The organism is Paenibacillus sp. FSL H8-0260 (genome assembly GCF_045040625.1).
Classification (GTDB): domain Bacteria; phylum Bacillota; class Bacilli; order Paenibacillales; family Paenibacillaceae; genus Paenibacillus_AQ; species Paenibacillus_AQ odorifer.
In genome coordinates, this window is the sequence record NZ_CP150298.1 from 4,942,355 (window position 1) to 4,957,229 (window position 14,875).

The following is a 14,875-nucleotide window of genomic DNA, read 5'->3' on the forward strand; positions in this document are numbered from 1 at the left end:
GAATGCTCCCACAACCAACCCGGCTGAAGGAGCATTCCCTTGTTCAAGCAACCTCATTAAAAAATTTCCACAACAGGATTGTCTTATTTCACTACTGCTCCGTTTGGCATGCTGTCCGGCACGGTAGCGATCGTTAGCTGGTCACCTTTAGAAGCCGCCAAAATCATCCCTTGGGACAACTCCCCACGCAGCTTCACCGGCTTAAGGTTTACGATACAGATCACTTTACATCCCACCAGCTCTTCCGGTGTATAGAATTTCGCGATACCAGAAACCACTTGACGTTGTTCATAACCCAGATCCAGTTGCAGCTTCAGCAGCTTGTCAGCTTTTTTCACTGGCTCTGCAGCAATAACCTGAGCTACCCGCAGCTCTGCTTTAGCGAAATCGTCAATGCCGATTTCCTCTTTATGCTCTTCCACTGGCTCGGAGTCTGCAGCAGCAGGAGCAGCCGCTTCCGCCACTTCAGCCGCAGCTTTACCAGCGCCCATAGCCTCGGCAATATAAGCTACCTCTTGCTCCACATCCAGACGTGGAAAGATTGGATTGCCTTTCACCAGCTTTGTTCCTGCCGGAATCAGGCCAAAGGTCTTACCGCTATCCCAAGTCGTTAACTCACCAGGCTCAATACCCAGCTGTTCCCAGATCTTCGCTGGTGTTTGTGTCAAGAACGGCTGCAGCAGGATTGAAGCGGTACGCAGACCTTCCACCAGATGTCGCATCACAGAAGCCAGCTCGGCGGTTCTATTCTCATCTTTGGCAAGCACCCAAGGTTGTGTCTCATCGATATATTTGTTGGTGCGGCTAATGAATATTCCGATAGCTGTCAGCGCCACGGAAAACTCCATTTTTTCCATTGCTTCTTCTACTTTGGCATAAGTACTCTCAGCCGCAGCTTGAAGCTCACCATCAAATGCTGTTACATTTCCTTCATATGCCGGAATCTCGCCTGCAAAATACTTTTCAACCATAGCCCCTGTACGGTTCAACAGGTTACCAAGGTCGTTGGCAAGGTCATAGTTAACCCGGTCTACAAAGCTTTCCGGTGTGAACGTGCCATCCGAACCAAACGGTACCTCACGCAGCAGGTAATAACGCAATGCATCCAAGCCATAACGATCAATCAGTGTCACAGGATCAACTACGTTACCTTTAGATTTCGACATTTTTCCATCTTTCATGAGCAACCAGCCATGGGCAAATACCTTTTTCGGAAGGGGTTCACCAAGCGCCATCAGAATGATCGGCCAGTAAATCGTATGGAAACGAACGATTTCTTTACCAACGATGTGTACATCCGCAGGCCAGAACTTGTCATACAAGCTGCGATCCTCGGAACCGTACCCCAGAGCTGTAATATAGTTAGTCAACGCATCAATCCACACGTACACGACATGCTTCTCGTCGCCCTTAACTTTTACGCCCCAATCAAAGGTTGTACGGGAAACTGCAAGGTCTTCCAGTCCGGGTTTGATGAAATTGTTAATCATTTCGTTCTTACGGGATTCCGGCAAAATAAACTCTGGATTCTCCTCGTAAAATTGCAGCAAACGATCCGCATATTTACTCATCCGGAAGAAATAACTTGCTTCCTTCACCAGCTCAACCGGGTGGCCGCTATCTGGGCTTTTTGCACCAGTAATCACACCGTTGTCATCACGCACTATATCAACTAATTGCGTTTCTGTGTAAAAGGTTTCATCTGGGATACTATACCAGCCTTCATATTCACCTTTATAGATGTCTCCTTGCTGCAGCAACCGATCAAAAATATCCTGTACCACTTTTTTATGACGCTCTTCCGTAGTACGGATGAAGTCATCGTTCGAAATGTCCAGCTTACGCCATAGCTCCTTAATACCAACAACAATGTCGTCTACGAACTGCTGAGGGGTCTTTCCTGCTTCCTCTGCCTTCCGCTCGATCTTTTGTCCATGTTCGTCTGTACCGGTTAGATAACGCACTTCGTAGCCGCGCAGACGTTTGTAACGGGCCATTGCGTCTCCTGCCACGGTTGAATAAGCATGTCCGATATGTAGCTTGTCACTTGGATAATAAATTGGTGTCGTTAGGTAAAACGTTTTTTTCTCACTCATTCAGTAATCATCCTTTCTTATTAAAAAACAAAAAACTCCCGCCCCCATAATGGGGCGAGAGTATAACTCACGCGATACCACCCAAATTTCCTGTCTCTTCACAGAGCGCAGGCTTCGCCAGTTCCCTCGCGGGAACTGTCCATTAACGCTGGATCACGCTGTTATTTTACGTGAACCACAATTGCAGTTCCCGCTCGAACACAGTTCCTCCCGGACCATATTCAATCTAACGCTCCATACCGGATTTCAGCATATTCCGGCTCTCTGTAATGGACGTAACGATTTACTTATCCGTTCTTCGGAATTCATACTATTACTTGTGAATATACCCAATGGTAAGGCCCCATGTCAAGTCGCAGGGGCAGAATCCTTCTCAGCAGATTCATCTTGTAGAGGCGGCACAGGATCAAGTCCTCCAGGATGAAAGGGATGACATCTGGCAATCCGTTTAGCTGCAAGCCATGAGCCTTTCAATGGACCATGGACTTCAATGGCTTCCAGGGCATAGGCAGAGCAGGTTGGATAGAAGCGGCAGGTTGCAGGTTTAATAGGGGAAATGTACCTGCGATACACCCGAATAGGCGCCTGAATCGTTCTGCGTAGGGTCACCATTTCTAAAGTCCCTTTTGTTTATCTGATGCTGCAACTAATTCTTCTTCCCGGTTCTCTTCACATTCTTTGCAATAACCGAACACCTCAAATTTATGCTTGACTACCCGGAATTGATCGGGTGTATCCGTTAAATTCATCGGGCAGAAATTAATCGGGTAGGTCTTTTGGCATTGAAGGCAGATCATATGATGGTGATGATCCTGATGATTGCAGCTTCCCTTGAACTTCACTCCGTCTTCAAAGACAATCTGTTCAAGCACACCAAGCTCTTCCATTACACGAAGATTGCGGTACACCGTATCAAAGCTAAGTCCGCTATACTTACGGCCCATATGCTCATATACATCCTTCGCTGACAAATATCCCTTATTCTCGCCGAATAACTGGGCAAGCGTTTTGCGTTGGTCGGTGATTCGCAGTCCTTGCCCCGACATGACTTCTAATATTTGTTCTGTCGACAGCATACGCTCATCTCCCATAAGATCAGTTCATTTATATTTCACTCTCTTAATAATGCCCCAAAATAAATGCCCCGTCAATGAAGCACCATGAAGCACCCCTACGCAACCTCTGAATTATTATGTTTACACAAAAGCCCGGCTGCGTATTCCTTGACGGAATATTCAGCCGGGCTTTTAATGTAGATAATTCCCCAATAGAGCTTATAGGGATATTCCTATTCTGTTATTTCTTTGCTGGAAGTGGAGTGATGAGGAAATTGACCGGCAAGTTACTGCCTGAAGCTGCTGTGAATAAAATCTCCACAGAACCTCCATACTCACCACTACGATAAACCACACTGTTCATATCAGCATTCGAGAGACTTCCCACGCTTGGCATATGCACGATTTGGTTATTAACCATAACCGGCCCCATATAGTTACCGCCACGTGGATTAAACGTAATCAATGAGTTTGGTGCAACATTTTCGAATCTGATCTTGTATAATACCCCGAAATTACCGGCATTGGATGCTTCCGTACCTGCCATTGGGTCTACGCCAGCCAGGTTCTTATCACTGTAATTATCGCCTAGCAGAAGTTTTGCAGGAGCTTTCCCTACCTCATCGCTAACCGTGATAATACGAGTAGAATCTTCGTAAGTTCCCCGATTATGCACTCCGTCTCGATCCAGAATTGGAAGTGTTGGAAGTGTAGTCAGTGGATCTTTTTTCGCATCAATCAACATGACGTTATAATCGATTGGATAATCACTAAATAAGTCCGCTTGAAGTGAAACAATTTCACTTGGTTTCATCGCAATTTTGTTAAGATCGGTCAGAATTGAGACGCTTTCCCCTGGTTGCAGAACAATCGTTTTATAATGTTCATTTGTAAGCATTGACTTCCAGTAACGTTCTACAGACATTTTACCGGTTGCTTCTGGGAATGTGTTTGGCCCTGCAAATCCAACATACTCTGTTGTAAGCGTCGTTGGGTACAGATTGTTATTCGTAGCAATTACATAAACCTTCGCATTAATGTTCAGGTTGTTCTTATGGTGGACTAAGAATCGTGTTTTACCTAATGAAGTCTCACGATAAGTAACACCTTCTGTATACACCGTTTCTGGACTGTTGCTGCGAATTAGTTTATAAGGCTCGGAAGAAAGATTATAAGCTACTTGCTGCCAAGTCGGAACCATTGATCCATCGATGCTAAACACACTGCCCGGAGATGCAAATAATCTGTTGAAATCTTCTTTACTGTACAAGATTTCATCCGAAATATTAACGGTTTTCTCAAAGGTTCTGATCGCGCCGTGTGAATCTTTTACTTGGACCGCAATTGTCGCTGGTCCCGGAGTAAAGAAAGCCTCTGCCTTGTTCGTCCAAGTTACGGTAATTTCATCACCATCAGGATCGTTACTTAGATCGGTATAAGTAATCATTTCACCCATCTTATATGAATCCTTGTCTGTAGTGAAATTAGCAACAGGAGGTGTATTAGGTTTAAGCACTGTGATGGTCATGGAGTAAGGATCACTCCACTGTTGATTCGCATCCATTACGGAATAGGTTACTACATAATATCCTGGTTGATCATAGATATCCTGCTTGTTACCTCCCCAGCTTTCATTCACAATAGCTATACCATTTGGTGAAGAACTGGAGGTTACGAAATTCACAGGTTCGCCGGCGTAAATTTCAGTTGGCACTGTGAAAGAAGCTTTAGGTTTGTTGTTTAATGTAAGGATTACTCGCTTTTGTACATTATCAACAGTATAAGGAATGCCCAGTGCCCCAGTTATGGATGTCAATGGAACCATGAAAGTACCCTTGTATTGGTAAGATGGACCTTTCATTGTCTTCTTTACACCATTAACTGTATAGACCTTGCTGTCGGTCTTAAAGCGCATAACGTCGCTTCCCTTGGTAACAATGGTTTCTTTCGTTTTATAATCATAAACGTATTTCACGCCTACACGTTCTACCATAGCCCGGATCGAAACGTAGGATACGCCGTTTTTCACTGCCATAGGCTGATTAGCCAAATATTCCTGGCCGTTCTGATACATTTTGTTGCTGTTCATCATAAGGATAAGCTGATTGCTAACCGCAGCACGAGCACCATCTGTTGTTGTAGTAGTATCTGTAGTAACACCAGGTGTTGCAGTTGGAAGCGGAGTTGCTGTAGGTGCAATTGTTGCTGTAGGTGCAATTGTTGCTGTAGGTGCAATTGTTGCTGTAGGTTCAACTGTCTCTGCAGGAATTGGAGTTGGTGTCGGTGACACTACTCCTCCTGGTGTCTCCGTCTGCAATGGCGGCAATGGATCAGTAGATTCTGGCATTACCTCCGGCGCAGCTGAAACAACTGTTCCTACTACAGTAGTATTACTTGGGGTATTATTGACAGCTTCAGCAAAAGCCGGTACTGCCGCGGCGGCCTGAGATACGGCCAAAACAGCAACTAACGTTAACTTTTTCAAATCCATGATATAACTCCTCTGCTCCTATTTGTAAATATAAGTAGGTCTCTGTCTTTTTCATACTCCTCTTATATTCCCCGCAAAATGCTGCCACCCACGGTAGGGCGGCAAAAAGCTTTTGCCACGATCGTCATAACAAACATAGTATTAGACGCATACCACCATAAAAAGTTTCATTATTAAGTAAAGAAAGATTAACGCTGTATTAAATAACGTTGGACAACCACGCTGTTTCCCCTGAAAAAAATGAGATTTTTTCTATAAATATGTTTATTTTTCGTCTGCCTATATTCGCTTTCATTTGCTTTTGTTACAATGTATGGAAGAATATCTTTTACATGCGAGGGATAACATGTCCAAAAAAATCTCCATCCTCGTTCAATTAATCATGGGCTTCTCTCTAATCATCTTCACCATCGTAGGATTTACCATTTTTTTGTCCTACCGTTCTTCCTCTCAAGCTGTTCTAAACCGCTCCAACCAATATATCCTGGAATCCGTAAAGCAACTTCAAGGTAAAATGGACGCAATTCTTCAGGATAACGATAAGCTTTCTTCTACGATCATGTTCAGTCCCTTGATTCAAGAAACCTTGGGAGACTTAGCGTTGTCACGTTCACCTCGTACAGACGCCATGGAAATCACTCGGTACATAGATCAACAGACACGTTCCATAAACTCTGACATCCAGTTCAAGCTGCTCGGGCTGTCCGATGATCAGGTGTATACCAACAGCAGTTCCTTAAAGGTCATCTGGGACAGCGAAAAGGAAATCCGCGATGCCTATTGGTTTCCGGCTATAGCACAGAATAAAGGCCGAATGGTCTGGTTCGGTGTAGATGTATGGCAGAACGGTAATATTCCTGTGGTGATGGGAGCCAGACAAATTAATGATTGGAATGATCTAAACCGGTTAGGAACCCTGTTTCTTGTTCTCCCTGTCGAGGTCATCCATAACGCTGTCAGCCAATTTCACCTTGGAAAAAATGAGAAAATCCAAGTTGTTGATTCATTTAACACCATTGTCTATTCCACAGATCCAAAAGAAATTGGACTCTATATGAACGACGGGCTTCTAAAACAATTCAGCAATCATAAAGCCAGAATCATTCCACAAAAAATAAACTCACGCAATCTGTTCGTATCCTATGCCTATTCCGACTATAGCGAGTGGAGCGTTTTTGCTTACATTGATTCTAAAGACGCTGTTAAAGATTTAAATACGATTCGCCGGAATATTATTTTAATTGGCCTGCTGGGGATGGGTGCTGCCCTACTATTTACTTTCTTTTTTTCTTGGACCCTATCCAAGCCACTTCGTAATCTGGCAACCAAACTGAGCAATGTCGAACGGGGAACTACTTTACCTTTTGTAAAAACAACCATGAACAAAGAAATGGCTATCCTATATTCAAGCTATAATTCGATGCTCCAAAACCTGGATCATACTATCGCTGACCTATCCAGCAAACAAATCAGTGAAAAGCAAGCTCAGATCGTAGCACTCAAAGCACAATTCCGCCCGCATTTCCTTTATAACACTTTGAATACAATCTATTGGTCGCTCGCCAACAAACGCATGCAGGATGAGTCCCAAATGGTACTCGCTCTAAGTGACCTGCTTCGCTATAGTATTGACCGCGGATCCGAATTCGTTACAGTTGAGGAGGATTTAAAGCAATTAGAACGATTCATTTTTCTCCAGAAGCTGCGCTACGAGGACAAATTGCAGATTGATCTTTTTGTAAATCCTGAGGTTATGAATGGCCAGCTTATGAAATTAACCCTTCAGCCACTTGTCGAAAATGCCATTACTCATGGACTTGAACCCACACTTCGGGAAGTATGGCTAATTCGCATACGCGCCTATAGTGAAGGAACATCTTTGGTGTTAACTGTAGAAGACAACGGGGACGGCATGAGCGAGGAAAGTATGGCAGATGCATTAGTCGGCGGTGAGGTTAATCCGGAGAAGCTGCTTCATACCGGAATTGGACTATCCAATCTAAATCATCGCATAGAGCTAATCTACGGACAGGAATTTGGTCTACAGCTATCAACAAGCGAACTGGGTGGCTTATTTGTGAAGGTCACTGTTCCATTACAGTATGATCAAAGTTAAGGGGGCACAACGATGAATGTGTTAATCGTGGACGACGAAAGTTTTGTTCGCCGTTCTCTGTCAGAAATGCTGGGAAGTGCGAATCACAACTTTAGCATTATTGGCTCGGCAGAGAACGGTTTAGAGGCTGTGCAACTGTTAAAAGAGCATATGGTTGATCTGGTGATATCCGATATACGAATGCCCGGTATGGATGGGCTGGAACTTGCAAAGCATATCCATGAATGTTATCCAGACACTGAAACCGTGCTGCTCACAGGTTATCAGGATTTCACCTATGCCAGTCAAGCCATCCGTTATGGTGTAAAGGAATATTTGGTTAAACCAAATTCAGTAGAACATATTCTTGAGGTCGCAACAGGCGTATATGAACGTCTTCAATTGAAGAAACAGCAAAGGCAATTAACGCATCTGAGAGAAAAAAACCTTCGGGAGAAACGCTTATCTGATCTTCTTTACGGCATCCCGTTACCCTATTTTGAAGAACAACTTATTCCTCCTTTTCATTCCTTTGTAGTCGTAACCGTAAACCATCTTGGAGTGGGCATGCCCCAGAACTGGTCGGAACAAGCCATGTATGCAGCGGTCGTTAATATATTAGAAGAATGTTTTGCGCTGTACGCCAACGTTGTTGGCATTCAAGAGGAGCAGGAAGCCATCATGCTATTATTCTATCCCCTTGAGCAGCCTAACGGCGTTGATGAGGTATTGACACAAGAGCTGCTGCATAAGCTGTCGGGTATTCTGAAATCGCCATTCTGTGCAGGGGTCTCCAACCCTCACTATCAATTGGGGGCACTCGCGACCGCCTATCATGAGAGTCTGGAAGCTTGTCAGCAGGTCAAAAAAGAGAGTACGCCATCCGTTATCTTTTTCAGAGACCTCTCCGTGCATTCGGCTTCTCCACAGCTAGCTGAACAACTACAAGTAAAGGCAACACGCAGGGTAATCTCTATGATGATTGAGGTTATGAATTCCCGGCTCCAAGAAAATCTCTCCCTCAAGATGATCGCAGACGAACTGTATATGAATCCTACCTATCTCGGCCGATTGTTTAAAGATGATGTAGGGGAACCTTTCTCTAGCTTTCTTACCAAACTTCGTATTCAAAAAGCTACTGAATTATTAGAAAATGTTACTCTCAAGGTATATGAGGTTAGCGAATTAGTAGGCTTTAAGGATCCTGCGTATTTCAGTCTCATTTTCAAGAAATACATGGGGATGACTCCTCAGGAATTTCAGAAGCACAACAAATAAAGCAGAGGTGTGTTTCTCTTGAATGTAAATGGTAAGTTGATTACTGTCCTATTAACATTTGGCTTGTTACTTAATACAAGTGGTTGTCAGCTCTCCCCTTCCAAGGAAGATACCGCTTTACAAGACCCGATACAGCTGAACATCTGGCTCACTGCTGGATCAGGTCTTGAGTCGCTCATTGACCAATATCAATCCCAGCATCCCGAGCTAGAGATTCATATTCAGACCTCCACCTCCACGCAGCTTCCAGCCAAGCTACAGACCTCATTCGCAGCTGGATACAGTTCGCCGGATGTGGCTGCCATTGATATTAGCTATTTGGATCGCTTCAAACAGTTTCCTGATTATTTTTATAATCTAAACACTTTTGATGCTGACAATCTGAAGGACCAATTTCTGAATTGGAAGTGGCAGGAGGTGCTGGGTAATGATTTTATTTTTGGATTACCAACGGAAATTGGTCCCTATGCCATGTTATATCGAACGGATATATTCGCATTATCAGGCCTCCCTACTAAACCAGAAGAAGTGGCTAAAGAAATCCAAACTTGGGATCAATTCCTTGAAGCGGGCACCAAAGTACAGGAGAGAACAGGAAAAGCTTTTGTAAATGACTTGGAGAACCTCTATCTCACCCTTCTACGTCAGTCCAAGCTTCAATATTACAGTCCCACAACACAAGAATTGATCCTCGACAACAATCCAGCGGTCAAACGAGCCTGGGACTTCTCAATTCAAGCCCTTAAGCTAAATCTGTCCGCCAGTATTGCAGTGGATACCCAACGCTGGGGTGCAGGCCTGCTCAACGGAGATTTTGCAGTCATGCTCTGTCCGGCTTGGATGATTGGTCATATCAAGAGCAGTGCTCCAACTGCCAGCGGTTTATGGAATGTAACACAAATCCCAGAAAACAGTGCTAATCGCGGAGGCTCCGTTCTGACCTTACCAAAGACAGGTAATCATCCTGATGAATCCTTTGCTCTTATTAAATGGCTGACCGAACCAGCGCAGCAATTGGTTTCTTTCAAGGTACAAGGGGCTTTCCCTTCCACCCCCGAAATCTATGATGACCCAGAGATCCACGATCTGCACGATCCCTATTTTCCTAATTCAGAGCTTGGTCTGACCCTTTCGTCAGCAGCAAAAGCAGTAATTCCGACCTACTACGGCCCTCATCACGCTGACGTGGAGACAAGCATGCTCGAATACTTGACCAAAGCTGAAAAAGGCGAGCTAACTCCTGAACTGGCTTGGACCCTTGCTGTTCAAGCCGCAAAGCAAATAGACAGCTCCTTCCGCTAAGTACTATCATAAAAAGGCTCTCCCCGGCTAAATTAACCTGCCGGGGAGAGCCTTTTTTGAATTCATTTTCGCTTTATTTTTGCGCAGCCAGGAAAGCATCCAGCTGTTTTTGTTTCTCTGCAATAATCTTATCGAGCCCTGCCTTTTTCAGCTTATCAGCATACTTAGTCAGTACGGTATCAGGATCAACAGAACCCGTATCCAAACTAATGTCGTATTCATCCATTACAGCTTTACAAGCAGCCATTTCAGTCTTCATTGAGGAGGCATCGAAGTTGAAACCAAGCGCTACAGAGGCTTTACCTTTAGAGTTAAAGGCTTTGAATTGTTCCCATTTGTCTGGAGCTTCACTTTCCCACACTGGGTTCAGGAATTGACTTCCAAGCATCCAAGCTGCAGCCGTATTATAATCAGCTGTTTTATCTGTAGCTTTGATCGTATCACCACTTACGACTTCATAGTGAACACCTTTTATACCGAAAACAAGCAGATTGTTGATATCTTTATCTGTGTGCAGAATATCTAGCACCATCATGGCCCGAGCCGGATCACCAGAGGAAGCGGAGATTGCAAGCATAGATCCAGCAGCATCACTTGTAGAAATCGTTGGATCATTGAATGCAATTTGCTTCAGCTTGCCAACCAAGCCGGTAGCATTAGCCAACTCACTATCTTTACCTGGTTTAAGCGATTGCACTGTCATAAAGACATTGCCAGCCTTCATTGCATCCTGAGTCGAATTCGTAGCAACTGCGGCGTCTTTGTTAATATAACCTTTTTTCATATACTCACGAGTAAGTTTAATGATCTCTTTATAACGATCCATCTCAATCATCGATTGAATCTTAGTATCTGAGGAATCTTTAAGCAGAACACCAGGAATGGCAGCATCACCAAGGGTATCGTATTGTGCCATGTACTGTGAGTTAAAGGTCTCACCTTGTTTGAAATACAATGGAGTCAGGTCAGGTCTTTTCTCCTTCACTACTTTGAGAACTGCATCCAGATCTTGGATGGATTTCACATTCGACATATCGATGCCCAGTTCATCCGCAATATCGGAGCGATAGACAACCCCACCTTGTGCAGCCAGCTCCTTATTTGTAGGAACAGCATAATTCACACCATTGATCGCGGAACCCTTTAAGAATTGTGGATCCAGATTTTTTAGAATCCCTTGGCCGTATTCATTTAGGAGATTACCATATTTGCCGTTATCGTCATTAATCGGGAGATAAGCGCCTTTAGCTGCATTCGTTACGTAGTTCTTCCATTGAGCTGTAAAGATGATATCGAATTTTTCCTGACTCGCAATTTTCAGATTGACATCATTGTCCCATGGACCCCAATCGATCGGTGCGATATCCAATTTGGCGTTGATTTTTGGTTCCAATAACTTATTGATTTCATCTTCTACAGCTTTTTCATCCTTTTGCACGGCACCGACATAAATTAACTTGACGGTATAAGGCTCCAATTCTTTTGCCGGTTCGGCAGTAGGATCCGCGGCTGGCTCATCCGTAGCAGCAGCATTGGTAGCGGTTGCATTTTCACTTGGAGCAGGTGAAGCTGCTTCATTATTCCCGTTATTCCCACCGCAGCCTGCTAAACTAAGACTCAGTACCATCGTTAGCAATAGTGTCATTAGTGCGCTTTTTCTAACAGCTTTCATATACACCATAACCTCCCTCAAAATATTTATATATGCTGAATCGGCCGTTCACACCTTAGCATAAAGCGGCCGAATTAAGCCATTACAATCGTCCTTAACCTTTGACAGCACCCACGGTAAGCCCTTTAATAAAATACTTCTGGAAGAAGGAATATACAAACACGATAGGTCCGATACCAATAACAGCCATCGCCATTCTTACCGTTTCTGTTGGAATATTGATTTCTACACCCTGTGCAGCCAAGGCAGCCATCGCCTGAGGACTTGCTGTCAGGAATTGAACATTCAGCATCGTCTTATACATTAGGTATTGTAAATTGACATGACCTTCGGGTGAGATAAAGATCAAACTAAGGTACCAATCATTCCAATAGGCCAAGGTCTGAAACAAACCTACTGTAGCTAACACTGGCATAGACAAAGGCAAAATAATTTGAACGAAGATCCGGAATTCTGGTGCCCCATCGATCTTAGCAGATTCGATTAAAGCTGGCGGTATGGTATTGGCAAAAAAGGTCCGTAAGATGATAACAAAGAAAGCAGAAACCAGCAGCGGCATAATTAGAATCCATAACGTATCCTTCATATGCATCATTCGCGTGTAGACCAGATACCAAGGCACAAGGCCCCCATTAAACAACATTGTAAAAAACATAAAAAATGAGAAGAAATTACGATGTGGAAAATCTCCACGTGAGATAGGGTAAGCGTACATAGCCATAATGATAAGACTCAGAATCGTGCCCACCACAGTCACAAATAACGAAACGGAAGCTGCATCGATAATTTGCCAATAATCTTTTAACAGAAATTCATAAGAAGAAATATCCCACTTGTTAGGAAAAAAGCTGTAGCCGTTCTGGATAACGGAATTCTCGTCCGAAAACGATACAATAACTACGAGGATCAGCGGCACCACACAAATCGCTGTGTATATCCAAAAGAATATATTAATTAGCAAATTAGATATATTAGATATTTCATTGGGTTGTCTTTGCCGTTTTGTGCGCTTTCCTGTACGACGTGACGACCCTATTGCTGTTTCTGTCTGGCTCAACACTCCCACCTCCCTTTAGAATAAAGCATCATCTTTACTGATTCGCCGCACTGCTAGATTCGCTAAGAAAATCAATAGAAATCCTACAACAGATTGAACGAGACCCGCGGCTGAAGACATTCCTATATCACCGATTGCGAGGAAGGTTTGATATACATATGTGTCGATAACCTGCGTCGTTGAGTATAACGCTCCTGCATTTCTTGTAACCTGAAAGAATAATCCGAAGTCTGCGTTAAAAATCCTGCCTATCTGCAGCAGCGTCATTACTATAATAACTGGGCTGATTAGCGGCAGTGTGATTTTTCGAATCTGCTTCCATTTAGAAGCTCCATCAATTAGTGCAGCCTCATAATATTCATTATCTATTCCAATAATAGCGGCCATATAAATAACCGTTGTATACCCAATCTCTTTCCATATCTTCACGATTACTAGAATCCCAGGCCAATATTTGGACTGTGAATACCATTCGATAGGATCTACCCCAAAGAACGGGAGTAATGTCTTGTTCATGAACCCATGCTCTGCACTCAGAAAGCCGTATACTAAGTAACTTACGACGACCCAAGAGAGAAAATAAGGGAGAAACATAGCGCTTTGATGGAATTTCGATAGCCATCTGCTGCGCATTTCGTTAAACATAATTGCGAAAGCCAGCGAAAAAAATAGCGTCAGTATAATAAACGCTGTATTATACAATAACGTATTCCTCGTAATGATCCAGGCCGTCTCCGTCGAGATTAAATATTTGAAGTTCGCTAACCCGACCCAATCACTACCCAGAATCCCTTTTTGGTAATTGATATCCTTAAATGCAATTACCGTCCCTAACATCGGTATGTAATTATTGATGATTAGAATCACTATCGCAGGTAACATCATCAAATAGAACACCCAATATTTCTTCATTACTCTAAGAAAATTCGGCGTTCTTCCCCTGCCTGGTTTCTTTACTTCTGACAAGCTGACGGAAGGATTCGTCACACTCATTTTTGGTTCCCCCATTCTCCATCATCCCATTCTTAAGCCCCAATTACTCTTGCTTGCCTAACGTTTTGTGTATCCTCCTTACACTTTAATTAAAACATATGATAATTTATGGGAGTATAGGGAACATATTATATTTCTATAAAAAAAGAGACGATTATCCTCGAAAATCGAGGAAAACCATCTCTTCAGCCTCTAATAGAGGCAAAAAATTTAATTAATCATAGCTTATGTACCTTAATCGCATTTATCACAGCTAAAGGCTGGTTGATAATCTTTTCTCTTCATCACAGCCAAGGCTGGTTGATAATCTTTTCTCTTCATCACAGCCAAGGGCTGGTTGATAATCTATTCTCTTCATCACAGCTAAGGGCTGGTTGATAATCTTTTTCTCTTCATCACAGCCAAGGGCTGGTTGATAATCTTTTCTCTTCATCACAGCCAAGGGCTGGTTGATAATCTTTTTCTCTTCATCACAGCCAAGGGCTGGTTGATAATCTTTTCTCTTCATCACAGCCAAGGGCTGGTTGATAATCTATTCTCTTCATCACAGCTAAGGGCTGGTTGATAATCTTTTTCTCTTCATCACAGCCAAGGGCTGGTTGATAATTTCTGCCTTAGATTAACTAGGCAATCAGTCCTTGTGTTCCCAGAGAGGCCCACATCCGCAGGTGTGGGACGGCCCCTATACTACTACGAAGAGGGGTGAGGGAGAAGGAACGGAAAGGAAGTTTGGAACTGTAGGAGCGTAGCGTTCGCCTTTATCCTCGGATTTCAACCGCTAATAGCGGTTTCTAATCAAGAAATCTGAGGATAACAGCGACCGGAAGTCCAAACAT

11 protein-coding genes and 1 other annotated feature are annotated in these 14,875 nt (G+C 43.5%); of the genes, 3 read left to right on the forward strand and 8 right to left on the reverse strand.

Annotated features, from left to right (window positions below; genetic code table 11):
- Nucleotides 1-83 precede the first annotated feature (83 nt).
- From metG to MHI51_RS22120, 4 genes are all read right to left on the reverse strand, one after another.
- A complete protein-coding gene (metG, locus tag MHI51_RS22105; protein WP_405173261.1) occupies nucleotides 84-2,096 on the reverse strand; it encodes a methionine--tRNA ligase in 2,013 nt (670 codons plus the stop codon).
- 47 nt (nucleotides 2,097-2,143) lie between these two features.
- Nucleotides 2,144-2,404: a binding site (T-box leader), on the reverse strand.
- A gap of 40 nt (nucleotides 2,405-2,444) precedes the next feature.
- Nucleotides 2,445-2,708: a membrane protein insertion efficiency factor YidD gene (gene yidD / locus MHI51_RS22110; protein ID WP_036682893.1), complete on the reverse strand. Its 264-nt coding sequence runs from the start codon at nucleotides 2,706-2,708 to the stop codon at nucleotides 2,445-2,447.
- Between the two features lie 2 nt (nucleotides 2,709-2,710).
- Nucleotides 2,711-3,172, reverse strand: a complete 462-nt coding sequence (locus MHI51_RS22115) for a Fur family transcriptional regulator (RefSeq protein ID WP_036682896.1) — start codon at nucleotides 3,170-3,172, stop codon at nucleotides 2,711-2,713.
- 220 nt (nucleotides 3,173-3,392) lie between these two features.
- On the reverse strand, nucleotides 3,393-5,642 hold the full coding sequence (locus MHI51_RS22120) for a stalk domain-containing protein (protein ID WP_405173262.1): 2,250 nt from the start codon (nucleotides 5,640-5,642) through the stop codon (nucleotides 3,393-3,395).
- Nucleotides 5,643-5,988: 346 nt separating this feature from the next.
- Here MHI51_RS22120 and MHI51_RS22125 point away from each other — a divergent pair, with 346 nt between their 5' ends.
- Genes MHI51_RS22125 through MHI51_RS22135 form a run of 3 tightly spaced genes read left to right on the forward strand, consistent with a single transcriptional unit; the run spans nucleotide 5,989 to nucleotide 10,317 of the window.
- Entirely contained in the window at nucleotides 5,989-7,758 is a 1,770-nt protein-coding gene (locus tag MHI51_RS22125) for a sensor histidine kinase (protein ID WP_076277682.1), read from the forward strand.
- 12 nt (nucleotides 7,759-7,770) lie between these two features.
- On the forward strand, nucleotides 7,771-9,015 hold the full coding sequence (locus MHI51_RS22130) for a response regulator (RefSeq protein ID WP_076277683.1): 1,245 nt from the start codon (nucleotides 7,771-7,773) through the stop codon (nucleotides 9,013-9,015).
- A gap of 18 nt (nucleotides 9,016-9,033) precedes the next feature.
- On the forward strand, nucleotides 9,034-10,317 hold the full coding sequence (locus MHI51_RS22135; protein ID WP_076220841.1) for an ABC transporter substrate-binding protein: 1,284 nt from the start codon (nucleotides 9,034-9,036) through the stop codon (nucleotides 10,315-10,317).
- A gap of 73 nt (nucleotides 10,318-10,390) precedes the next feature.
- Here the strand turns inward: MHI51_RS22135 and MHI51_RS22140 are convergent, their stop codons facing one another.
- The 4 genes from MHI51_RS22140 to MHI51_RS22155 all read right to left on the reverse strand — a co-directional run bounded on the left by MHI51_RS22140 (nucleotide 10,391) and on the right by MHI51_RS22155 (nucleotide 14,550).
- Entirely contained in the window at nucleotides 10,391-11,989 is a 1,599-nt protein-coding gene (locus MHI51_RS22140) for an ABC transporter substrate-binding protein (protein ID WP_076278168.1), read from the reverse strand.
- A 94-nt stretch (nucleotides 11,990-12,083) separates the two neighbouring features.
- Complete coding sequence (locus tag MHI51_RS22145; protein WP_235219483.1) at nucleotides 12,084-13,046, reverse strand: carbohydrate ABC transporter permease; 963 nt, start codon at nucleotides 13,044-13,046, stop codon at nucleotides 12,084-12,086.
- Nucleotides 13,047-13,061: 15 nt separating this feature from the next.
- Nucleotides 13,062-14,039: a sugar ABC transporter permease gene (locus tag MHI51_RS22150; protein WP_235219484.1), complete on the reverse strand. Its 978-nt coding sequence runs from the start codon at nucleotides 14,037-14,039 to the stop codon at nucleotides 13,062-13,064.
- A 253-nt stretch (nucleotides 14,040-14,292) separates the two neighbouring features.
- The gene (locus tag MHI51_RS22155; protein WP_341003404.1) at nucleotides 14,293-14,550 is read right to left on the reverse strand and encodes a hypothetical protein; all 258 of its coding nucleotides are present in this window, start codon (nucleotides 14,548-14,550) and stop codon (nucleotides 14,293-14,295) included.
- Nucleotides 14,551-14,875: the final 325 nt, after the last annotated feature.

Bases quoted from the DNA above. Each gene is read 5' to 3' on its own strand.
- MHI51_RS22120 (WP_405173262.1), bottom strand. From the start codon at position 5,642: ATGGATTTGAAAAAGTTAACGTTAGTTGCTGTTTTGGCCGTATCTCAG.
- MHI51_RS22115 (WP_036682896.1), bottom strand. From the start codon at position 3,172: ATGCTGTCGACAGAACAAATATTAGAAGTCATGTCGGGGCAAGGACTG.
- metG (WP_405173261.1), bottom strand. From the start codon at position 2,096: ATGAGTGAGAAAAAAACGTTTTACCTAACGACACCAATTTATTATCCA.
- MHI51_RS22140 (WP_076278168.1), bottom strand. From the start codon at position 11,989: ATGAAAGCTGTTAGAAAAAGCGCACTAATGACACTATTGCTAACGATG.
- MHI51_RS22125 (WP_076277682.1), top strand. From the start codon at position 5,989: ATGTCCAAAAAAATCTCCATCCTCGTTCAATTAATCATGGGCTTCTCT.
- MHI51_RS22130 (WP_076277683.1), top strand. From the start codon at position 7,771: ATGAATGTGTTAATCGTGGACGACGAAAGTTTTGTTCGCCGTTCTCTG.
- yidD (WP_036682893.1), bottom strand. From the start codon at position 2,708: ATGGTGACCCTACGCAGAACGATTCAGGCGCCTATTCGGGTGTATCGC.
- MHI51_RS22150 (WP_235219484.1), bottom strand. From the start codon at position 14,039: ATGAGTGTGACGAATCCTTCCGTCAGCTTGTCAGAAGTAAAGAAACCA.